Raw genomic sequence first — 22,742 nt, forward strand, 5'->3', positions numbered from 1 at the left:
ATTTACGTAACTGGCAGGTCACGTTTTTATTATACACATTAGGAGTTAAAATAACTGAATACATCGCTAAAGCTTCTATAGAACCACGCGACTATCGCGTGGTTTTCCTTATACAAAAAGGGATACGAAACAATTTGTCTCGTATCCCTCTCCATAGAGCACAGGGACGGTGTTTGTACCACAAACACCATCCCCATGGCTCCATCTTGCCGCCAATTCAGCATCATTTATTATTTATTCACCGGAAATACAACGGTCAGAAGCATTTTGAATCTTTCTACTGCATAAACGGCATGCGGAATCGTCGCCGGCATTACCAGTGCTTCTCCTGCCTTGCAAACATGTTTCACTCCACCTACAGTAAATTCTCCAACCCCATCCAAGACAGTAACCATCGCATCACCTTTGGAGTCATGTGTTCCAATCTCCTCGCCTTTTTCAAAAGCAAACAAAGTAACGCTGACTGCATCATTCTGTGCCAGTGTCTTGCTGACTACCTGCCCCGGCATGTAATCTACTTCGCCTGCCAGATTTACTACTTTTTCATGTTCAATATTTTTAATATATGGCATAATTACAATCTCCTTTTTTATAAGTATCTGTCATGATCCATTTTATCATACACATAGATTTTTCTTTACAGCATAACTTTACTCTCTTTTCATACTTTCTGTCAATCCTGGTTTCCGAACTCTCAACGCGTCAGATCTTTCACCCACTTATATTTTCGGAAATGGTGCAGCACCCACGGTAATTTTCCTACTTCATCGATGCAGGTACATGCATAAACAACCACAACCGGCCAGTGAAAATAATAGGTACCGGCGGCAGCCAGTGGAATCGCCAGGCACCACATACAGACAGCAAGACTGTACATATCAAACAGTGTATCTCCACCTGCACCGAAAATTCCGTTGATCGTTACGTCATTGATCGCACGCCCGATCATATAAAAAGCTATTACGGCGAACATTCCTTTCAGGTAGGAAATTGCCTGTGGTGTCAATTTCACAAAATGTAAAACAACTGGTGCCGCCACACACATCAGAAGTGCTGCCACAATGCCGCAAAAGCAGGAAATCTTAAGAAGACGGATTCCATATTCTTTGCCACGTTCCAGATTTCCGGCTCCAAGTTCATTTCCTACCATGATGCCAGCCGCACCGGAAATTCCGGCACTAAGACAGCAGACCACATCTCGCACAACTGCCGCTACAGAGTTTGCTGCCGCTGCATCGACTCCCAGATGTCCCATGAACGAAGAATAAGAGGTAAAACCGATTCCCCAGAACAGACAGGCTCCCAGAAGTGGCATGGCACATTTGGAAAAATCTTTTGACAATTGTTTATTTCTGCGAAACAGAAACTTCATTTGCGGATGAATATATCCTTTTCTGTAAGATACTGCCACTGCACATGTCAGCTCGATGATACGTGCGATCAGGGTCGCCAGTGCCGCACCACGGACGCCCATTGCTTCCAGCCCGAATGCACCATAAATAAATACCGCGTTCAAAATAATGTTGATACAGACCGTTGCTGAACTGATGGCAGCTGTTGTCCTGGCATGCTCACTCACTTTCATAATAACCAGATAACACTGTGAAATTCCTGTAAGCAGATAAGAAAATCCTGCAATCCGCAGATAATTCACTCCGTAGTCAATCAGAACACTCTCATTTGTAAAGATCAGCATCAGATATCTGCCGCCGAATGCACAGGCTACAAAAAACACAACCGATACCAGCCCACAGAGCCGCAATGCCATGCAGAAGATTTCATCCAGTGTCTTCACGTCACCTTTGCCCCAGTACTGTGCTCCCAGAATTCCAAGGCTTGCTGTTGCGGCTGACAAAAACATATTCTGGATAAACTGAATCTGCGTCGCCAGCGACACCGCTGACATATAATTCTGATCCATTCCACCGAGCATAAATGCATCTGCAACCGCTACCAGTGCCAACATCAGATTCTGCAACACGATTGGAAGCATCAGCCCCCATAATTTGTTATAAAATATTTTGTTGTTCGTTTTTCCGTTCACTTTCTTTCTCCATTCCCCCACTTATTCTTTAATAACCAGATATTATGGCAATCGTATCATGTACTCTGTGCAAGTGCAATGTATTTTTATAAGCCAGTTTCATCCTCGTGAGATATCGCCTGTAAATACTTATCACATTTTACTTTGTTGACCTGTTGGATAACTACTTGAATTTAAACCATCTGATTTTGGGCATTTTATTGACTCCAGTCAGATTTACTTATATCAGGACCAACCATTTTTCATGCTTCCAATGACTTACTCTCTCCGCAGTCATCCCTATTGCACTTTATGACCACCATCAGCAGCATTCACCGGCAACTCCTCATGTCCTGCTCACTCCATCCCACAACACTTCCGTACTTCCTCTACCCACTCTTCTACATGACTGCAAAACAGTTCTTCATGCTGCATATCATGTCGACGGATATCCGGATTTTTGAAATATGTACGATATCTCTGCTCATATTTTTTGCCCATTTTGGTAGCGTAAAATACATGGATCGTAGTTCCCGGCACATCGATTCCATGCTGTACCTTTGTGACAAGATCCGAATAAAACTGGTTATAAATACTCTTCTTTGTAACCCACGGACTGCCACCTTTACCGATTCCGAACATATCCAGGAAACATTTTACAAGTTCCCTCTTCGCCTCATCTGCCTTCTCCATTCTCTTCTGCATAAACTTCGGAAGTGTACCTGTCTGCAACATTTTATACATGATCGGCACAATGATATTTGCCTGAATCTTCGCCATAAGCGGACCAGCCTCGTCCATATCACTGCTTCCAATGATGCCATGTGCTATCCGTATCCGCCTACGCTGGATCAGAAGTGATACAAAACTTCCACCAAGTGAACATCCATATGCTGCCATAATCTTTCCATTGTATTTCTGAATGATTTCCCGCTCAATCTTTACGCACTCATCTTCCATCGACTGAAATTCCGTTTTTTCATTCGGATCAAATCCATCATAAGACACAGCCACCGTATAAAAGTACTGATGCAATCTCTCCAGTACATGATCAAAACTGTTATATAAACAACAGGTCCCCGGGAATAAGAAAATCACCGGTTTATTTTTATCTCCACTTTCATAAAATTGCATAATCTATCCTCCCCGTCTGTTATCATACAATAGCGCTCATGTTAGTTTCTTCTAACCTCTGTATTCTACATTTTACCATACTCTTTCTAAAAAGGAAGTGAATTTCGCACCAAAGTCTGCACCAAATTTGTTGCACCAAAAAGGATGCAGAAAGCGTACATCACTCTCTGCATCCTCATATCTATGCCTCATCTAATACCTGTCTTACAGTTTCTTTCAAAACTTTCATATCTACCGGTTTCGCCACATGTGCATTCATCCCGGCATCCAATGCATCATGGATATCTTCCACAAAAGCATTTGCTGTCATTGCAATGATCGGAATCTTCTCCGCCATCGGATGTCCGGATTTGCGGATTGCCTTTGTTGCTTCATATCCATTCATAACCGGCATCTGCACATCCATCAGGATCAGATCAATCTCTCCCGGTGACGACTGTCCAAACATGTCCACAGCTTCCTGCCCGTTTTCACAGACTGTGCATACCGCTCCCTCCATTTTGAGAAGCTCGACAATGATTTCCGCGTTAATCTCATTATCCTCAACAACCAGGACATGCATGTCCTTCAGAATCTGTGCCTCTTTCTCAACAGCCGAAGACTCTCCATGCTGACTCCATACCAGTTTCTCACTGATACACAGTTCCAGATCCAGTGTAAAAGTAGACCCGGCTCCTTTCTGACTTCTGACAGAAATACTTCCACCCATCAGGTTTACAAGATTTTTGGTGATTGCCATTCCCAGGCCACTTCCCTGAATTTTATTGATACGTGTATCTTCTTCTCTTGAAAATACCTGGAAGACATTTTTTACATATTCTTCGCTCATTCCATAGCCATTATCTTCCACAATAAACCGGTAATTTGCACATGCCGCACTGCGTTGCGGAAGTTCCTGTACGCAAAGTCGGATATGCCCTCCCTGCGGTGTGTATTTTACCGCATTGGACAACAGATTCTGAAGAATCTGATTCAGACGAAGCCTGTCCACCATAACTATTTTATGCAGAAGATTTTCTGTAACAACATCAAACTGCTGCCTCTTCGCCATCGTCTGTGGTCGAACCAGAATGTCAATATTTTCAATGATCTCGTCCATATTTTCTTCTTCCAGGGACAACTGCATCTTGCCGGCCTCAATCTTGGACATGTCCAGCACATCATTGATCAGCCCCAGCAGATGACGACTGGAAAAAGCAATCTTACGCGTGTATTCTTTTACCTTTTCCGGATCATTATTAGCTTTTCCAAGCAACGTCGTAAATCCTACGATGGCATTCATCGGAGTTCGCATGTCATGACTCATATTGGAAAGAAACTGACTCTTTGACTGGTTTGCCTCCTCCGCAATATGAAATGCTTCTTCCGCTGCTTTCTTTGCCGCTTCCAGCTGCTGATTGACTTCCGATAATCGTTCGTTACTTTCCAGTTCAAACTGATACAGTGAACGCGTTTTCCTGTTCCTGTACCAGATATAGAATCCGGCACACAGGAGCGCCAGTGCAGCTCCGGTCAGTACAAAAAATGTATGTACGATGGAATTTATCATATTCATCGTATTTGCAGCTACGCTGTCCGCTGATACAAGAAAAAGCATCGTCCAGTCATAATCCGCAATCTTTTTCAGACAATAATAGTACTCCTGCCCCTCATAAAACACATTCGCACAAACAAATCCATTCTTGTCCAGATCAGCCTTACAACTTTCAAAATCCGCATAATGCGTGTATTCCATCTCTTCCAGAGTACGGAATGCATTACGTCCTTTCAGGAAACTGGTCTTTTGCTGTTCATCAGAGTACATTTTGACTCCATTATCCCGAAGGATATAAGTCAGATTGTCATTGGAATATGCATTCGATCTGAAATATGGTGTCAGTGCACTCATATCTTTCAGAAGTACCGCATGTGTGATGCAGATTTCCTCTGTGCCTTTCATAATCACCAATGACTGTGGAAGTTTTTCTGCAAAAGCCATCTGGTTTTCGCTGCTTCCCATGGAATCCGTCAAAAAGCTCTGACGCTTCTGCAAATCATCAATCTCTGCTGAACCGCTCCAGATTCCCTGTTTACCATTGCTGTCATAAAAAATCCCTTTATCATCCAGAAGAATGATCCTGCAGCCAAGTTGCTCCATTTCCAGCTGACTTATTACATTTCTCAGATATGAACGCATCTGCAGTATATTTCCCGGATGCTGATAATTCAGTCCACTCACAATACCTGAAAGATATATCCACTGAGAATCCAGTGTATTTTCCAGATTTGTATACAAAAGTTCCGTACTTTCCGTCAACTGACTTACGCGTTCTTTATATATCTGTTCATTCAGATATCTGCGGAAAAATCTTCCTCCTGCAGCACTTATACAAAGACCCGTGATAATGGCAAATATAATAGCCAGAACCGGTGGGAACATCCTTCTATTCGGTTGTCTCTTGTGTTGCTGTCTCTGTTCCTCTGTCATCTCCACTCCAATGTATCTGCTGATATCTCACCTTTTTGCTGCAGATAGGTTTTTGCTGCTTCAAGTCCGGAAATTCCTGTATCCTGAACCTTTCCATTTTCTTTAAGTTCCTTTGGATCTCCGCAGAGCACAGTTGTATACTCCTTATCCTCCTCCAGTTCTTCCCCGTCTTTTGTCATAAGAACATACGGATAAATAACATCATCCCAGTACAGACTGTATCCCTTCTGATACAGCTCTTTGATTTCACTTCCTGTAAGTTGTGCCGTATGAATCGTGTCATACCAGCCCGTCGGCAAAAATACGACCAGATCATCTTCTGTGATCGGCCCTTCAAACAATCTGCCATTTACTCCATAGAAGTTTTCCCATGCCGCATCAACATCTTCTTTCCATTCATTGACAGAAACCAGTGCCACTTCCGCATCGCAGGCTTCTCCAAACATAATTCCCGTCAGTTTCGCACACTGCTCCGTATCCAGCGTATCCTTTGCTGTTCCATAGCTTTCCTGTCCGTTTTTAATATAATTCGACTGGAGCCTGTCAAAAATCTCCAGCACTTCCTGCCCTGTTTTTTCCCCACGGATCCAGTCTGCCGCTGCCTCTCCACCGTCTGCGATCACAGCCTCCCATCCAGAATAAATAAGAGATGCTCCATGTCCCATCTGTATTTCTTCGGTAGCTTCCTTATATGGACTGTCGTCCGCAACTGTACCATCCTTCAGAGAAGAAATAGAACTGCCTCTGCCACCTTCCAGCGCTTCTTCTCCCTCCGGAGTCGACAAAACTTCCATAAAATGCAGCGCATCCTCTAACTTCTGCTCATTTCCTTCATCTTCCAGATGCTTGTTGATGCCATAATATCTTCGTACAGAAGTAATATACATATTCTCGCTGCCATCCTCTGAGAGATACGGCATTATCCCGTACTGATCTCCGGTTCCATCCTCATTTTGTGTCCACCGATCCATATTTCCGATTATAAATGCCGTATTTCCCTCATAAAATTTGTTCTGACAGTCAATAATTCCAAGATTGTCACTGTCACTGTTGATCATACCGCAGTCTATCCACTTCTGAAAATATTCCGCACAGTCTGAAAGGCCATCCACTGCTGTTGCTTTGCCTTCCTCAAACTCCTTTTCCCAGGCAATTCCATCTTTTGTCATCAGAAACATTGTATCTGCGACATTACAGAAATACTGAAAACTAAAACCCGGAAGTCCAAGCATCGTAATACATGGCTGCACACCTGCCTCTTCTATCTTCGGCAGAAGCACTTCGAGTTCGTTAAAATTTTTTGGAATATTCCATCCATGTTTCTCAAATAATGTTTTATTATAGATGATCCCTCTTATAGAATAATCTCCCGGAAGCAGATAATTTCCGCCGTCCACACTGCAGGCATCCAGATTCACTTCATTATAGTTACTGCTGAACTCTTCCCCGGAAAGATCCAGCAGATGCTCTTTCTGCAATTCATCATCCCAGGCATACGTCGTCGTATAGATGTCCGGAATACTGTCTGTTTCAAGCTGTCTGTAAAAATAACGCGACTGATTCTGACCAATATACCCCTCGATCTGAAGCCGGATCTCTGGATATTTCTCATTGACCAGTTTCATAAGTTCTGTATAATCCTGCCCTGAATCCACGATCGTCAACGGTTCGTGACCGTCTGTTTCTTTTGCAGGATCCTCTTTTTCTGTAATATTCTGTTCTGCATGATCTGTTGTTTCTTTTTGTTCTGCTGTTGGCATATTTCCTCCGCAGCCTGCCAACGCCGACACTGCCATCGCACCGGTAAGAGCCAGACATGCTAACTTTTTCTTTCCCATACGATACCCCTTTTATTCTTTTACAAATTCCATTCCCACAGAATGACATATATGCAGAATTATACTCGCCTGTACAACTTTTTGTAAATACATAACGTCATATTTCAAACGAAAAAAAATACGACATACCAGTTTTTAATCTCTTATCCGGTCTGATCCGGAACATTTTTTCTCTGGTATGTCATATTCTTTTGTTACTGTTCACTCCATTCACATTCACTCTTATCTGAAAATGTTTCGGAACGAACTTTCTGCTATTTCTGTAATTTAAATTTCACATACACCGGGTCATGATCAGAATAAGAATAGCCGGTATTGATATCCTCATAAGAAATACATTCTATATTATCCGAAATGATAAAACCATCCAGTGTAACCGTATAGGTTTCTCCCGGTACATATTCCATGTCTGCATTACGGGCACTGTCCCACAGATCTTCCCGCTCCTGATCAGTCAGCTGGTCAATGCAGAATCCAAAATGTTCCGGAAGTTTTTCACGCGGGAATGGATATGCCCAGGATTCTCTTTCCGTGGAGTCGTCCTCTGCAGCCTTCAGATCATGATTGAAATCACCACCGCAGAGCACATAATTTCCTGCTTCGTATTCTTTCTGCATATCCTCTGCCAGCATGCTGATCTGACCTTCCCGGATTGCATCGCTGTTCCCATAGGCCGACATATGCAGTTCGAAGATTACAAGTTCTTTGCCATTGTTCACCGGAACTCTGGAAATACTGTAGCAACGATCCAAATCAAAAAATTTGCTGAAAGAAGTCGATACCGGAAAGCTTCTTCTCAGAGAATCTGTAACCGGATATCTGGAAAACAGAGCCAGTCCGGATCTGCTCTTGCCATGTGGCTGGGTAAATGGATAAAATAAGAATGCAGAATCGTAATTCTGTGCAAATACGGTATCATAATCTGAGAAACAGTCCTTCAGTATGGAGTATTCGTTTACATGGTAGCTTCTGGTGGAATCCAGATCTACTTCTTCGATCAATGCAAAATCCGGATCGTAAGAAGCTACCAGTTCTCCTGCACCCTGAACCGTCTCAAGCACACTGTCCTTGCTCTTTGCCCAGGAAGATTTACCACCATCCATAAAGAAGCTGAAATCCGGTGTGTATGCGCCAAAGCCGATATTGTATGTAAGTGCGGAATATTCTTTGTCCGTCGTAAGCTCCGCCTCTGCCGCATGAGATTCCACCTCCAGCGACAGATTGTCCTCGATGCGGTGATAGCTTGCAAAAAGATAGATGATATACGCGATCAACGCGACCACAACCACCCCTGCTATTATTCCAATGATCTTAAAAATCTTTTTTGCTGTTTTCATAAGTTTACCCCCGCTTCCTTGTGATCCACAGAAATGTACATGTAAATATGATTCCTTTGACGATCGATGTTGCAGAAAGTGCCCACCAGATTCCGCTGAGTCCCATGATTCCGCCGAGAATAATTGCGAGCGGGATTCTGGCGCTGGTAAAGGTGATACTGATGATACTACAGAGTCTCGTCCTGCCAAGTCCGGACAAAGCCCCTACTGTTGTCAGTTCCACACACATAAATGCCTCGCTGAATCCAATGATCACGAGATAACCAACTGCTGTCTCAACTGCCTTCGGTTCGTGGAAAAAGATATCTGCGATCACATTGGGGAAGCATATGAATGCAAGTGAGATCAACACTCCCCAGATTCCAACCGTCCATAGTGATGCTTTGTAACCTTTTTTCACACGGTTCATTTTACCGGCTCCGTAATTCTGCGCAATAAAAGCATTCAGTGCCGCCGCAAAACCATCTGCCGTATTCCAGGAGATCGACTCGATCTGTCCACCGACTCTCTGTGTCGCAACTGCCTCTGCGCCATATCCCGATACCATTCGTGTCAGAACCATAGAAATTGCACAGTATGCCATTCCCTGAATCGCTGTCGGGATTCCAATCTTGCAGATTCCACCCAGATATTCACGTGGGATTCTGGCAAAAAGCCGGATTCCTTTCAGTACATTTTCTTTTTTCCGTACAATAATCGCAAGAACCATAATGCTCATAACGATCGCCTGTGCCGTTACCGTTGCAATTGCAGCTCCGATCACACCCAATTTCGGAAAAGGTCCCGGTCCAAGGATCAGAATGGGATCCAGGATCATGTTTGTGACAAGCCCGATCAGATTCGCCAGAAATGGTGTCTTGGAATCTCCCTGTGCCGTATAGAGTCCTGTCAGCGTCAACGTCATAAATGAAAATACAATCAGCCCGCACGCAATCCTCGTATACGACATAGCCGCTGCATGCGCCTCGGTATCTGCCAACTGAAAAAAGCCGACCATCTGCTTCGTAAATACCAGCGAAAGAATCGCATATGCCATTCCCATTGCCGCTGCCAGCTGTACTGCTGTCTGTGCAAATCCATGTGCCCTGTCCCGTTCACCGCGTCCGATGCACTGTGCAACCTGCACCTGACCGCCCATTCTCGCCATAGAGGCAAGTCCCTGCGAAAGCCAGGTAAACATACCGCCAACTCCAACACCGGCAACTGCCTTCGATCCAAGCAGCCCGATCCACGCCATATCCGTGATATTATACAAAGTCCCAAGAAACGACGATGCCATAATCGGAATGGCAAGCTTCGTCAACGTTTTCAGAATAGGACCCTTTGTTAAATTTCCCTCCATCAATTAAATTCCTCATCCGTTTTTATTTTCACTCTATTATGCAGATCTGGATCCATCTCAGAATTCCAGATATCTTTTGCATATCATCCAGTATTCCTATTATACATGGTTTGCAATATGTTTTCACCATATATTTCATACAGAAAAAAAGCTCTCACCACGTTTCATTGTGATGTGAGCTTCTTTCGACCATTTTTATTTATATTTCACCGCAGTTCCATAAGCGATCACTTCTGCTGCCCCTGCCATGACCTGAGAGGAGCCATACTTGACACCGATCACCGCATCGGCATCCATCTCTTTTGCCTCATCTACCATACGCTTCGTGGCAATCTGTCTTGCCTCATTCAGCATTTCTGTATAACCTACGATCTCGCCTCCAACCAGGGTTTTCATACCTGCCATGAAATCTCTGCCGACGTTCTTGGTCTGCACAACGGTTCCTTTTACGATTCCGAGTGGCTCAAAATCCACTCCCGGGATATATTCAATACTTAGAAGCTTCATCTTCTTCTCCTCCTTCGATCTCTTTCATTCTTCCTGCAAGTGCTATGAGCGTTCCTGCAATGATGACTGCCGGGATCCCTGTGATCAGCAAAAGCAGTCCCAGCGGAATCGGGTCCTGCGTGTTTGCCCAGAATACGATTACGATCGTAAGTAGCATGAGCACCGTCATAACCGCTGCACCGATGATCGCTCCCGTTCTTTTTTTCTTGTGCACATCCGTTTTGTTTACGTTCATAAACTTTGCACCTTCTTTCTCCATCTGCTCGATTTCTTCCAGACAGTCCTCTGCATTCAGAGATTCCAGTGACCGGTGTTCCAGGATCAGGCGTTCGCACATGTCCTGCATCTTCAAAAGACCTTCCTTTCGATGTTCCAGTTCTTTGAGATGCTGTTCCAGACAGATCTGCAGGCTTTTCTTTTTTTCGAAGAGAAGTTTCATTTCTTCTATGGAAATATCCATCTTTCGGAATAATTTGATCTCCTGAAGCCGTATGACATCCTCCTGATGATATTCCCTGTATCCGTTTTCGGCACGTTCTACATTGAGAAGCCCCTGGTCTTCATAAAAACGGATATTTTTTCTTGTGATTCCTACAAGCTCTTCCACCTGTTTGATCTTCATTGCGCTACCTCTTACTTTCCTGACAGTCTGAAAAACTCTTCATATCGCTGTCTGTACTTGTTTTATACAGCTTCCATAAGGTGGAAGGTCAAGTGTTTTTTGAAAATTTGTTTTTTTCGTAAATTCACATGTCCCGCTGCTCACAAATTATTGTTTATCACTTCTTACTATAGCAACGATGGATGCAAGCAGAAGAAACATCGGGTAAAAAAGTTTCGGAATGATCTGAAAAGCAGAAATTTCACCACCCAGCTCATTGACCGCTGAGATTGCCACGAGCATCTGTGCACCATATGGAATGATTCCCTGAAAGATACAGGAAAAAGTATCCAGCAGGGAGGCAGTTTTTCTTGGTGCGATCCCATACTCCTGTGCCATCTCTCTAGCAATCGGATTTGCCATGACAATGGCTACTGTATTATTCGCAGTTGCAATATCCATGGCTCCGACAAGAAGTCCCATACCAAGCTGCCCGCCTTTTCTGCCACGGAAGATTTTGTGGATCCAGCCAAGAAGTGCATCAAAACCGCCGTACTCACGAATCAGCGCACACATCGCCGCTACCAGGATCGCCACCATACAGGTCTCAAACATTCCTGATACGCCGGATCCCATATTCGTCAGAAGATCAACTGGCGTGATGTGCCCTCCGGCAAGCATGATGATCGCGCCGGAAACAATTCCTGTCAGAAGAACCACAAATACATTAATTCCAATAATACCGCCGATCAGCACCAGAACATACGGCAGTATCTGAAGCAGATGATAGGACTGGCTGACATGTCCCTGAATCTCCGTCTGAAAAGACAGGATCAGAATCAGAACAAGTGTGGTCAGTGCCGCCGGAAATGCTATCCAGAAATTTTCACGGAATTTATCTTTCATCTCACAGCCCTGTCCGTTGCAGGCTGCGATCGTGGTATCAGAAATGAAAGAAAGGTTGTCGCCGAACATCGCGCCTCCCATGACCGACGCCACACAGAATGCCAGGTCAAAACCTGACGCACTGGAAACAGCCGCCGCGATCGGCACCAGAAGCGTGATCGTTCCCACAGAAGTTCCCATTGCTACCGATACAAAACACGCAACTACAAATAAAACCGCTACAGAAAATCTCGCCGGAATCAGCGTCAGCATAAAATATGCCACACTTTCCGCGCTGCTTCTTCCTACCACGCCGACAAAAGAGCCTGCTGCGAGAAAGATCAGAAGCATTGTAATGATATTTTTGTCTCCGACCCCATGCGCCATGATCTCAAGTTTCCTGTCAAAACTTACTGCCCTGTTCTGCAGACAGGCAACCAGGATTGCGGCAAGAAATGTAACCACGATCGGTACATTATAAAATCCCATCGGAATCTTCATCACATACTCAAACAAAATGCCAAGTCCCAGGTACAGTATGAGAAATATCCCAATTGGCAGAAGTGCGATGGCATTGCCTTTTTCTTTTTTCATTATCAAATCCTCTTCCATAATAATAGTAAAAAAATATGGGAAGGCTAAGCTTCCCATGTAGAAATCTTTATTTCTGTAATTATAATAGGTTATTTCTCCGATTCTGTCAATCAAAATGGAAGAGGATTCAATTACGCCCGGATGTCTCTTTTTTTCAGAAACATTCCAGCAACTAGAAACATTGTTACCAGCCAGAAACTACAGCTGAAAAAGAATAAAATGTAATCTCCTCCGCCAAACACATCTTTGCTTTTGTTGGCGTTCATGCCTGCCTGCATCAGTGCATAAGGCCAGAACAGAGAAAGGCCTTTGCTCCCTGCCAGCAGACCAGTGATGCCGCCCACCAGCCCGAGAAAGATCGGAATGGCAAAGCTTCGGATGACCATAGCCAGTACAAGCTGTGCCGCAATGACCGCAAGTGCTCCCAATGCACCGCGAAGAAGAAAAGCCAGCAGGATCATCGGTGGAACTCCCGGAAGATGTGCAAAAACTTTTCCACAAAACGCATACAGCAAAAATACAAACAGATGTGTCAAAAGAGCCAGTTTTGCCACCACAACAAATTTCGCCAGAAAAAGATCTATCGGTCTGACCGGGCTTGTCATAATAAGATTCCAGTTGTGTCCAAGATGTTCCATTCTCCACAGATAGGCTGCATAAGCAGCCACCATTGCAGGAAAGAAAAACATCGAATAAAACAATGTATGCTGTGTCCAGAGGCTGTACCAGCCATCTTTGAGGATCTCCAGATTTTGCAGATAATTAAACGTTCCATATATTGCGGAAATGAGTGGCAATGCAAAAAACAGCCCCCAGATCGGAGACGCATGCAGTTTTCGGTTTTCTGCCTGAATACAGTGCTTCAACATCTTTTACACCTCCTGTTTCTGTACTCTTCGCCATGCTGTATAGAACAAGCTCATGACCAGCAGCACAGTAAAAATGAGCAGCCCCCAATTGTACGGCCGTGTTCCATAAGTAACCGTATGTGCAGCCTGGTCCCAGTTTGCAACTTCATAAGTTCCCAGTGGAACAAAATAACCCCAAGGAACAAAATAGCTGACGACCTTTGGCATAAAAGCAGAAAACAGCCCGGTCAATGATGCTATGATTCCTGCACAGAGTGCCAGAAGCGGATTTCCGGTCAGCAGCATGAGCAGAAATGCACCAAAAAAGAGCATCAGTTCCACTGCCAGTGTACAGCCTGTCAGATAAAAAAATTGACTTATTGGAAAATCCTCTGTGTAACCATATATTTTTCCTGTCAGAAATATGCCTCCCATTTCCAGAAAGGTCACAAGCAGAACTTCCATGATACCAAACAAAGCTTTTCCAAGGAACAGACTCCTACGGCTCTGCAGAGTATAAAGAAGTTTCCAGGTACTTCCCTTGACTTCCATATCCCATAACCGGCTTGCCAGTACTGCCATTACGATCGGAAGAATCAGCACATTGGCAATCGGAATGCTGTAAAACAATGCACTATACGCATTTGCCAGTTCATCCGGACCGGGCGATAACAGACCGCCTGTCCACAGCATTACGATCAAAGGGACCACCAGGCAGAACAGCAGATCATGCCTGCGGTGAGCTTTTTGTACTTCTACACGAAAAGCACCTGCCATATCATGCCACCTCCCCGCCGTTCTGTGTCAGACTCAGGAAAATTTCTTCCAGGCTTTTTGTCTCCGAAGTCAGTCCGACAACTCCGACACCATTTTCAGCAAGTGTTCGGACCAGTGCCGCCAGTATTTCATCAGAAATCGACGGCAGCTGCAGGATATCGGGATGATGTGTCATTGTCTGTGTCAGAATGCCCTGACGGTTCAGTATGTCAATTCCTTTTTTCACATTTAATACTCGAATCTGGAGGCCGCCCCGGCTGTGCTTACGCAGTTCCTGCAGGGAACCTTCGAATATCATTTTTCCATGATCCAGAATTCCAAGCTGTGTGACCATCTGCTCCATTTCACCGAGCAGATGACTGGAGATCAGTACCGTCGCTCCGGTGCTTTTCGGCATGGACGCAATGAGACTGCGCATTTCCTGGATTCCTGCAGGGTCGAGACCATTGGTCGGCTCATCCAGAATCAGCAGTTTGGGATTGCCAAGTAATGCCATTGCAATGCCAAGCCGCTGTTTCATTCCAAGAGAGTACTGCCCGACTTTGCGGTTTGCATCAGCAGTCAGATGTACGATCTCCAAAACACGATCAATGTCTTTGTGGTCGATGTCTTTCAGGTCTGCAATGATCTTAAGATTTTCACGTGCCGTCAGGTGCAGGTAACCTGACGGGGACTCGATCAGGCTTCCCGTCTTTCTCAGCAATGCGATACGATTTTCCTCATTCATCGTATGTCCGAATAGTTTTACACTGCCGCTGGTCGGGTGTACCAGACCAAGCAGGATTTTCATACTTGTCGATTTTCCGGCACCGTTGGGGCCAAGAAAACCGTAGACGCAGCCCTGCGGTACTGACAGATTCAGATGATCCACTACGATACGACCATTGTAGCTTTTGCAGAGGTCGTGGGTTTCAATAACAGAAATCATATACTATTCGCTCCTTCTTATTAAAAATATTGTCACTTTGCAAATTCCGGTTCCATATCAGGATTTCCAAACACTCTTCCTGTTGGAACAGTTTAAAGCTTACACTGTCTACCTTAATCCATCGCAAACCCTGTCTTAATTTTGGCTTAAGTTTTTGGGATTTTCAGATAGAGTGATTGAAAGTATGATATAGTAAAACTGAATTTAAGACTGACTGATTGTTTGAAAGGATTCTGATTATGAACAGTATTTATGAAGTTCGGATTCTGATCGTAGATGATAACAAAGATCTGCTTCGTCTTCTCTGCGAGCAGCTGTCTGGTGCAGGTTACAGACATATCCAGACCGCAGAAAACTGTGCTACGGCCAAAAAACTGTTTGCGGCTGAGATCCCGGAACTGATGATCCTGGATATCAACCTTCCGGACGGCGATGGTTTTTCCCTGTTCCGTACTCTGCGTGCCAAAGCAGACGTTCCGGCTCTTTTTCTCTCCGCAAGAGATGCCGATGCGGACCGTTTATTTGGACTCGGACTTGGTGCAGATGATTACCTGACAAAGCCTTTTCTGATACAGGAACTGCTTCTTCGTGTTCAGCATATCCTGCAGAGAACTTATCGTGCAGAACTCGCCCGCACCAAGTCAAAAGAGTTGAAACTTGCAGATCGAAGTGTGAATCTGAACGATGCCCTCGTTACGCTTTCAGACGGAGATACGATTCCTCTGACAGCCACAGAACTGGCACTGCTTCGCAAACTGGCGGATAACCGCGGACATATCGTGACTTATGATTCTCTCTGTTCTGCTGTCTGGGGTGCAGATTACTATGGATATGAAAACAGTCTCGGTGTTCATATCCGTCACCTGCGCCAGAAACTGGAGCAGGATCCAAACCAGCCGCGCTGTCTGCTTACTGTGCGGGGAATTGGCTATAAACTGGCAAAGGAGGAACTGGCGTGAAAACTTTTGCCCGACTGATCTGGCGATATGTACTGACAGCAGTTGGCGTTGTGCTTCTACTGTTGGTTCTGACAATTTCACTTCTGGGATGGATTGGCTGGCGTGAAGGATATCTTCAGCCGCAACGTGAATATTCCTGTAGTGAAATTGCAGATTCTATGGTTAAAACAGACAATGGAATGACTTTTGGAACAGAACATGCTCCGGAAGAATGGATGGACGGTTATGCATGGGCTATGATCCTTGACGAAAATGGAAATGTGAAATGGAATTATGGTCTGCCGGACGAACTGAATCACCATTATTCTTCCAGCGACATCGCCAGTTTTTCCCGCTGGTATCTGGATGATTATCCGGTATTCTGCTGGTCCGAAGATTATGGTCTGTTTGTGGCTGGTCTTACCAAGGGAAGTCTCTGGAAATATAATCTTTACAATTCACCAAATGTTCTCCAGGATATCGTCCACGGTATTCCGATGGTTGTTCTTGGCATGCTGCTGTTGGTTCTGATCTTTTGTTTATGGATTGGCTGGCACGGAACCAAAAGGTTAAAAATTGTGGCAGAAGGGCTGGATGCACTGGCTGACGGACAGACTGTCCAGTTACCGACAGATGGCTTTACCGGAGAACTGGCTCAGAAACTGAATCAGACCAGTTCTCATCTGCAGAAACGAAATGAAATACTTGTGCGGCGGGACGATACGCGAACGCAGTGGATCGCAGGTGTCAGTCATGATGTACGCACACCTCTGGCTCTGATCCTTGGATGGGGAGAACAACTGGAACAGGATTCTTCTCTGCCAGATACAGTACGGCACAAGGCTGCAGGGATCCGTACTCAATGTGAAAAACTTCGCTCTCTTATTGACGACCTGAACCTGACCAGCAAACTGGAATATGGTGCGCAGCCACTCCGAAAAGAAACTTTCACCGCCGGACCACTGTTCCGGGAACTGGTTGCTCAATTCTACGACAGTCCCCTGGCAGAAAACTGCGAAATTACGCTGAATCAGACAAATGCCGCCGAACACGCACAGATTTCTGTCGACCGTGCCCTGCTCGCTCGACTTCTCGAAAATCTGCTGAGCAACAGCGTGCGGCATAATTCTGAATCTGTTAAGATTTCTGTTCAGACTGAAATAACAGAAGATTTTCTATGCCTGACAGTAAGTGACAACGGCAAAGGCTATCCCCCGGAAGTTCTTGCGGCTCTGAATCTACAGGAAACCAATGAAAATACGCCGCATATTCTGGGACTGCATGTGGTCGAGCATATTGCTGCGGCGCATGGCGGAAGAAGTATTTTCGAACAAAATTATCCCAGCGGAGCCAGGACGTGTGTCTGGTTTCCGCTGGGATGATATTCCCATATTAATCTCATATTCTCAAAACAACATTTCCATCTGCTCACCAACCTCTATTCGCGCTGTAATCAGCTCATCTGGTTCTTTTCCTCTTTTGTGCTCGGCTTTCAAATACTGTAAACCACCCCGGAGGCTTGCCGCAATCAGATTCAATACATAAATATTGTCAAAGCGGTTGTAAATGGAATCGCCGCCCAGACCAGTCAGGCAGATGAGCTGTGTGTTGGTCTTTTTTGCCATATCCATCAGTGGAATCAGCAGATGCGAAGCATTTGTCTGTGCGAACGGATTGTCCATGATCAGGACTTTTCCTTCATTTTTGTCTGCAAAAATATCGGTATCATCCCGCCTCATATAATACAGAAGACTGGAAAGGATAACAAATGCGGACAAGAATCCCTCGCCCCCTGAGTTTCTGGAAACTTCTTTCCAGGTAATCGGATATTCCCTCTGTGCCTCGATCTTATAAAGATGGATCTGCACATTTCCGATTCCCACTACCTGATCATACAGATTCCTGGTAGTAATACTGGAGCCAAAAAATTCCTGTGCATTCTCATTCTTTTCGAAAAGTTCCACACCTTCCTTCGTGATCTTGTCAATAAAATCTTCCAGCCGAAGGTGATAAAGCCCTGCATTTTCCTCCCAGTCCGGAATCTGAATCTTCAACATTTTAATATTTCTGTCCCGGATGGTGATCGTGGAATTATGGTCGATCTTGCCCAGGTTATTATGAATTTCCTGAATATAATCTTCCATAAGCTCTACAATTCTTTCCTTTTCTCTTTCCACAACAGAAATATCCACTTCCAGCTTTTCCATAAGGCTGTCAAAGGACTGGACTGTTGTCTTCAGCTGCATCAGAACACGCTGTGCATCACCTGAAAGCTCCAGCATCTGCTCCAGAGGTTTCCGGTAAAAATCATCCTGAAAACTTTCCATGCGGATAATCCTGTTTAAAAGCTGCACGAGCTGTTCTTTTTTCTGCCGGGTCTCTCTGATCTTCTGATTGTAATCACGGATAAGAATTCCTTTGAAATTTCGCAGTTCTTCTGCGGTCAGAGTATCCGAAACCGGTTCCCGGTCTTCCATTTCTATCGGAATCAGTTCATTATATTCCGATAGAGCTGTCAGATTTTCTTCATAACTTCGAACTTTTTTACTCAAAAGATCAGCATGCTTTTTCTCTTCTTTCTTCTGATAAAGAAGCTGATTCTTTCTTGCTTCAAAATCCTGTCCCTGAATCTCCTTCTTTGGCAATGGTTTTTCTTCTCCACATACAGAGCGGATGCTTTTCTCCAGATCTTTGATTTTACTCTGAGCGACTGCTGCTTTTTTGTCTGCATCATTCCACTGCATATCTTTTGTCTGGATTTTTCTTCGGAAATCTTCCAGAATCACTTCCTGATGTGATTCTTCTTTTCGGTCATAAATTATATTCGCCCACTGCACCGGTTTCAGCCGATATTTCTTCTGAAGATGCTCAAGTTCATCCTGTTCTCTCTGGAAACGACCGACAGCTTTCGCCTCTCGCTCTTCCAGATCTTTCAGCTCCTGAGAAAGAACAGAAGTGATGGCCTCATAACGCGCCTCCATCTGCTCTGCAGACATTTCTTCCGGCAAAGTATACTGCCCCGCCTTTTCATATGCGGCATATCTGGTGTATTTCTCATTCAGTTTTTCGGCTTTCCGTTCCAGACTATTCAACGTATTTCGTGCTGTATTCTGTTCTTCCAGAAGTTTTCTCTGACGCTCCCTTGCCAGTTTCTGGTTTTCCTGAAAACGCTGTTCTTCTTTTTTGCATTTTTCCAGAGCTGCCCTGTTACCCTCGTATACGACATAGTCTTTTTCAAGCTGTCCAAAATCTGCAATACGCTGTTTCTGGTTCTGAATTTCCAGACCTGTTTTTACAATGAAATCCTGTAACTCTTCATGTTCTTTTTTCAGTCTGTCAAGGTTCTGTACCGTCTCCAGAATGTCTTTTTCAAGATTCTGTTTTTCCATTTCCAGCTTGTCCAGAAGTTCCTGGATTTCCTGCCATTTTTCCTTTGTTACAGACTGATTTTTAAGTACTTCCTGTCTCTGGAAATACTCTGCATATTCTGTTTTACGGACTTTTACAGCCTGTGCAGTTTTTTCCAGTTCCTGTTTTTTCTCCCAGATCATTTCCTGAAGTTTTTCTTCATCGAGAAGATTTTCATTAAACAAAATATAGAAACTGATTCCCGGAAAATGTACCAGTTTATCTGCATATTTCTCCTGGATTTCTTCGATTTTTTCTCTTTCTACAATCGGTACAGGAAAAGAAGTGCAGATATTTCTGCCGTTATTTGCCAGCTTTTCCATTTCCTGCCCTGACAGAATCAATGCATATGGGAGGAATGGATTCCTTCGAACAAGTTCCTGATTTTTCTTCTGGGAATATCCGTTTTTCTTCAGCCATTCCATACCATAAACAATGTGGATTCCCAGATTATCCAGTTCTTTTTTCAGATCTTCCGGCAGTTCCAGAACCTTGCCGCTGGTGAGATTCTGGTATTCTTTTTCCAATATATCTTCTTCTTTTTCCAGGTTTCTCCGTAGTTCCTCAAGCTCTTTCAGCTTTCGTTCTGATGTAGCAAGAATCCTATCACGGTCAAGGAGATATCCTGCCTCCATATCCAGATATTTGAGGATATTTTTTCTTATTTCCAGTTCTTTTTCATAACGCTGATAAACTTCTGTCTGTTTCTGTATTTCCGCTTTTTTATGAACCAGTGCTTCTTTCTTATCTTCCAGACTGCGCTCCTGGCTTCGGATCATCTCTTTTTCGGATTCCAGTTTCTTCTGGCTTTCTGTACGATCTCTTACAGTTCTGGTAAGCTCCTGTTCATAGATCTGATGTCGGATTTCCAGTGTTCCGGCCTCATAAACTCCCAGAATATTTCGCGCAAGCTCTTCCTGATATCTGGAATTAAACTGCTCCTCCTGACGACTGTATGTCTCAATCTGGCTTTCCAGCTTTCCCTTTTTACCATAACAGTCACGTATTTTTTCTTCCAGTTCTGTAACTCTGCGTCCTTCTTTCTCCGCTTCTGTTCCCGTCTTTTGAATATTTTCAAGCTGCGCATCCTGCTGCTCTTTATTCTCACGAAGATATTTTTCAAAAAGATTTCTGAGGGCAAATCCAAGTGCTTTTCGTTCCGGTTCCAGATCAGCTCCCTGTTGTCTCGCTGCTTTGATTTTTTCCCTGAGAAGATCCAGTTCTTCCTTTTCTTCTGACACAGACTGCTGCTGTCTGGCACATGTCAGAATATGAAGTTTTTCCTCTGTTTCCTCTGCCCGTTCCTGGAGATTTTCTCTCTCCATATCAATCATATCCCGGTTTCCCAGATGAAGATTTTTTTCGTCTTCCCAACCATAAAGCTCACTGGAAAGCCTCTCATATTCTACTCTGGAAATATCCTGATCCAGCTTTTCCATAACTGATTCTGACTGTCTGTATTCCTCTTCTGTTGTCTGTAAAAGACCGTTTATATCGTGGATAAACCAGGCGATTTTGTTCTGCTGCCGGCCTTCTTCGTGCTCCGCACTCTGATATTCTTCTGTCTGTTTCTGGATTGCATCGGCCTCTTCTTTAAACTGACGGATGCTGTCTCTTCGTTTGATTTTGGAACGATTGTCCTTATACTGTCCGGCATATTTTTCCAGTATGGACTGAAATTCCCGGATACGGTTTTTATCCTTGTTTAATTTACTTTCGATTGCTTCGAGAAACCATTTTTCTGTCAGCCCTTTTTCATCTTTGCAGTCGGAAAAAAGCTCTGAAAGTCCGGATTCTTTTACATTGATTTTCTTGATAATGGTCTCCCATTCTTTATAGTTGATCTGGTATTCCAGTAGTTTCTCGAAATACTGGCGGGACTGCGCATAATTTGTCAGATCATAATAAAAAAATTTCATATCTCTGTCTTTTTTGTAACTTTCAAAAAGCTGTCGACAGGAATTGAAATTCTTGAGGATCATCTCTTTTTTTCCTTTTTCTACTACAGGAAGATGACGGATATCCTGGATGCAAGGTTCCTGATACTCACTCACAATTCCTGTGATATCCAGATTTTCTTTGCTTTCTTCCTGCATATCCTGTGCTTTCCTGATCATAAGGCCAGTAAGGACGTAACCAGCTCCCTGATCCAGTGCCCACTCCACGAGAATAAAGGATGGCTTCGCTGTAGTAAAATAACTCTCAAACGGACGGTCTTTTGCATTACGATATCTTCCATGTACAAAAGGAGCTGTCAGCATCTGCACAAGTACAGATTTTCCACCTCCGTTCTGCAAGGAAATCAAGGTACTTTCGCCGTTAAAGTAAAGGATTTCATCGCTGACACGATTTGCATTATTATTGTAATTTACATTGATCAGGCGTACTGCATTAATTTTACTCATCTTTTGCCACCCCCAGTACTCTCAAAACTCTCTGGTAATTGTTCTGATTCAGAAGATTCCAGTCCATAAAATTGTCCAGTTTTCTGGTCGTCTTTATCATCTCATCCTGCACCACATATTCGATCAATCCCTGTTTCTGAAGGAACATGAGAATGTTGTAGATAAATCCTTCTTTGGTTGTTTTGGCTCTGGAACCTCTGTCATCGGATTTCAATGCCTCATAGGTCTGATAAAGTACCTGAAAAGAAATTCCGGCTGTATCTTCCTTTGTCTCTTCTTCATCCGCACCTTCTTTCAGACGAAGTGAAATACAGTTCATAAACTCTCCAACACGCATGTACTCCCTGGACTTACTGCTGCTTCCCTGCCCGTCAAAGAACTCCACAAGCAATGTGAGAATCGCAAACTGGGACAGATAATAATCTTTGTCGGTCGCTCCTGATTTACATAATACAGCCTTCAACTGCTGCTTGGAAAAACCAAGAAAATTATTTTCTTCCTTTGGAATAAGATAGATTACATTTCCATATCGTTCTATATTACTGCCTGCTATATCTCCCTGAGATTTCACCAGATTTCGCACGGTTTCTTCTTCTGTATATGCCTTGTATAAAAGAAGTTCGTCTTCCTCACGCAGTTCATGATGCTCCAGAAGATAATAAAATATTTCCTGACTGGTGCGTATTTCCTCTGCTTCGTATGCCATATCG

At 44.0% G+C, this 22,742-nt stretch carries 17 protein-coding genes; 2 read left to right on the forward strand and 15 right to left on the reverse strand.

Annotated elements, in window-relative coordinates; all coding sequences use genetic code 11:
- Positions 1–230: 230 nt before the first annotated feature.
- The 13 genes from KQI91_RS15045 to KQI91_RS15105 all read right to left on the reverse strand — a co-directional run bounded on the left by KQI91_RS15045 (position 231) and on the right by KQI91_RS15105 (position 15,281).
- Entirely contained in the window at positions 231–572 is a 342-nt protein-coding gene (locus KQI91_RS15045) for a cupin domain-containing protein (protein WP_216393580.1), read from the reverse strand.
- Between the two features lie 122 nt (positions 573–694).
- Positions 695–1,993, reverse strand: coding sequence for an MATE family efflux transporter (locus tag KQI91_RS15050; protein ID WP_216393632.1), 1,299 nt, complete (start codon positions 1,991–1,993; stop codon positions 695–697).
- Between the two features lie 387 nt (positions 1,994–2,380).
- Positions 2,381–3,157, reverse strand: coding sequence for a hypothetical protein (locus tag KQI91_RS15055; protein WP_216393581.1), 777 nt, complete (start codon positions 3,155–3,157; stop codon positions 2,381–2,383).
- A gap of 181 nt (positions 3,158–3,338) precedes the next feature.
- Positions 3,339–5,624 (reverse strand): ATP-binding response regulator, encoded by a 2,286-nt coding sequence (locus tag KQI91_RS15060; protein ID WP_253288646.1) that lies wholly within the window; start codon positions 5,622–5,624, stop codon positions 3,339–3,341.
- Positions 5,621–7,462 carry an extracellular solute-binding protein gene (locus KQI91_RS15065; RefSeq protein ID WP_216393582.1) on the reverse strand — a complete coding sequence of 614 codons (1,842 nt, stop codon included), beginning with the start codon at positions 7,460–7,462 and terminating at the stop codon, positions 5,621–5,623. Before KQI91_RS15065 ends, KQI91_RS15060 begins: the two co-directional genes overlap by 4 nt.
- A gap of 254 nt (positions 7,463–7,716) precedes the next feature.
- Positions 7,717–8,799, reverse strand: a complete 1,083-nt coding sequence (locus KQI91_RS15070) for an endonuclease/exonuclease/phosphatase family protein (RefSeq protein ID WP_216393583.1) — start codon at positions 8,797–8,799, stop codon at positions 7,717–7,719.
- A 4-nt stretch (positions 8,800–8,803) separates the two neighbouring features.
- A complete protein-coding gene (locus KQI91_RS15075) occupies positions 8,804–10,141 on the reverse strand; it encodes an MATE family efflux transporter (RefSeq protein ID WP_216393584.1) in 1,338 nt (445 codons plus the stop codon).
- A 195-nt stretch (positions 10,142–10,336) separates the two neighbouring features.
- Positions 10,337–10,648 carry a YbjQ family protein gene (locus tag KQI91_RS15080; protein ID WP_216393585.1) on the reverse strand — a complete coding sequence of 104 codons (312 nt, stop codon included), beginning with the start codon at positions 10,646–10,648 and terminating at the stop codon, positions 10,337–10,339.
- Positions 10,629–11,270 carry a MerR family transcriptional regulator gene (locus tag KQI91_RS15085; RefSeq protein WP_216393586.1) on the reverse strand — a complete coding sequence of 214 codons (642 nt, stop codon included), beginning with the start codon at positions 11,268–11,270 and terminating at the stop codon, positions 10,629–10,631. The genes KQI91_RS15080 and KQI91_RS15085 overlap by 20 nt, the downstream gene beginning before the upstream one ends.
- Positions 11,271–11,417: 147 nt before the next feature.
- Positions 11,418–12,728, reverse strand: coding sequence for a Na+/H+ antiporter NhaC family protein (locus KQI91_RS15090; RefSeq protein ID WP_216393587.1), 1,311 nt, complete (start codon positions 12,726–12,728; stop codon positions 11,418–11,420).
- Between the two features lie 131 nt (positions 12,729–12,859).
- The gene (locus KQI91_RS15095) at positions 12,860–13,597 is read right to left on the reverse strand and encodes an ABC transporter permease (RefSeq protein WP_216393588.1); all 738 of its coding nucleotides are present in this window, start codon (positions 13,595–13,597) and stop codon (positions 12,860–12,862) included.
- 3 nt (positions 13,598–13,600) lie between these two features.
- Positions 13,601–14,353, reverse strand: a complete 753-nt coding sequence (locus KQI91_RS15100) for an ABC transporter permease (protein WP_216393589.1) — start codon at positions 14,351–14,353, stop codon at positions 13,601–13,603.
- Position 14,354: 1 nt separating this feature from the next.
- Complete coding sequence (locus KQI91_RS15105; protein WP_216393590.1) at positions 14,355–15,281, reverse strand: ABC transporter ATP-binding protein; 927 nt, start codon at positions 15,279–15,281, stop codon at positions 14,355–14,357.
- Between the two features lie 239 nt (positions 15,282–15,520).
- On the opposite strand from KQI91_RS15105, the gene KQI91_RS15110 reads away from it, so the two are divergent.
- Positions 15,521–16,240: a response regulator transcription factor gene (locus KQI91_RS15110; RefSeq protein ID WP_216393591.1), complete on the forward strand. Its 720-nt coding sequence runs from the start codon at positions 15,521–15,523 to the stop codon at positions 16,238–16,240.
- A complete protein-coding gene (locus KQI91_RS15115; protein ID WP_216393592.1) occupies positions 16,237–17,601 on the forward strand; it encodes a sensor histidine kinase in 1,365 nt (454 codons plus the stop codon). Before KQI91_RS15110 ends, KQI91_RS15115 begins: the two co-directional genes overlap by 4 nt.
- Before the next feature lie 24 nt (positions 17,602–17,625).
- Here KQI91_RS15115 and KQI91_RS15120 read toward each other — a convergent pair whose 3' ends face one another.
- Together KQI91_RS15120 and KQI91_RS15125 are read right to left on the reverse strand one after the other, a co-directional pair.
- Positions 17,626–22,032 (reverse strand): hypothetical protein, encoded by a 4,407-nt coding sequence (locus KQI91_RS15120; RefSeq protein ID WP_216393593.1) that lies wholly within the window; start codon positions 22,030–22,032, stop codon positions 17,626–17,628.
- The gene (locus KQI91_RS15125) at positions 22,025–22,738 is read right to left on the reverse strand and encodes a DUF6063 family protein (protein ID WP_216393594.1); all 714 of its coding nucleotides are present in this window, start codon (positions 22,736–22,738) and stop codon (positions 22,025–22,027) included. The genes KQI91_RS15120 and KQI91_RS15125 overlap by 8 nt, the downstream gene beginning before the upstream one ends.
- Positions 22,739–22,742: the final 4 nt, after the last annotated feature.

This window comes from Blautia sp. MSJ-19 (genome assembly GCF_018918125.1).
In the GTDB taxonomy this organism is placed as follows: domain Bacteria; phylum Bacillota; class Clostridia; order Lachnospirales; family Lachnospiraceae; genus Blautia_A.

Excerpts from the sequence above, each read along its gene's own strand:
- KQI91_RS15060 (WP_253288646.1), bottom strand. The coding sequence starts at position 5,624 with ATGACAGAGGAACAGAGACAGCAACACAAGAGACAACCGAATAGAAGG.
- KQI91_RS15105 (WP_216393590.1), bottom strand. The coding sequence starts at position 15,281 with ATGATTTCTGTTATTGAAACCCACGACCTCTGCAAAAGCTACAATGGT.
- KQI91_RS15085 (WP_216393586.1), bottom strand. The coding sequence starts at position 11,270 with ATGAAGATCAAACAGGTGGAAGAGCTTGTAGGAATCACAAGAAAAAAT.
- KQI91_RS15080 (WP_216393585.1), bottom strand. The coding sequence starts at position 10,648 with ATGAAGCTTCTAAGTATTGAATATATCCCGGGAGTGGATTTTGAGCCA.
- KQI91_RS15100 (WP_216393589.1), bottom strand. The coding sequence starts at position 14,353 with ATGGCAGGTGCTTTTCGTGTAGAAGTACAAAAAGCTCACCGCAGGCAT.
- KQI91_RS15095 (WP_216393588.1), bottom strand. The coding sequence starts at position 13,597 with ATGTTGAAGCACTGTATTCAGGCAGAAAACCGAAAACTGCATGCGTCT.
- KQI91_RS15075 (WP_216393584.1), bottom strand. The coding sequence starts at position 10,141 with ATGGAGGGAAATTTAACAAAGGGTCCTATTCTGAAAACGTTGACGAAG.
- KQI91_RS15050 (WP_216393632.1), bottom strand. The coding sequence starts at position 1,993 with ATGCTTCCAATCGTGTTGCAGAATCTGATGTTGGCACTGGTAGCGGTT.
- KQI91_RS15055 (WP_216393581.1), bottom strand. The coding sequence starts at position 3,157 with ATGCAATTTTATGAAAGTGGAGATAAAAATAAACCGGTGATTTTCTTA.
- KQI91_RS15125 (WP_216393594.1), bottom strand. The coding sequence starts at position 22,738 with ATGGCATACGAAGCAGAGGAAATACGCACCAGTCAGGAAATATTTTAT.
- KQI91_RS15110 (WP_216393591.1), top strand. The coding sequence starts at position 15,521 with ATGAACAGTATTTATGAAGTTCGGATTCTGATCGTAGATGATAACAAA.
- KQI91_RS15070 (WP_216393583.1), bottom strand. The coding sequence starts at position 8,799 with ATGAAAACAGCAAAAAAGATTTTTAAGATCATTGGAATAATAGCAGGG.
- KQI91_RS15120 (WP_216393593.1), bottom strand. The coding sequence starts at position 22,032 with ATGAGTAAAATTAATGCAGTACGCCTGATCAATGTAAATTACAATAAT.
- KQI91_RS15065 (WP_216393582.1), bottom strand. The coding sequence starts at position 7,462 with ATGGGAAAGAAAAAGTTAGCATGTCTGGCTCTTACCGGTGCGATGGCA.
- KQI91_RS15045 (WP_216393580.1), bottom strand. The coding sequence starts at position 572 with ATGCCATATATTAAAAATATTGAACATGAAAAAGTAGTAAATCTGGCA.
- KQI91_RS15090 (WP_216393587.1), bottom strand. The coding sequence starts at position 12,728 with ATGAAAAAAGAAAAAGGCAATGCCATCGCACTTCTGCCAATTGGGATA.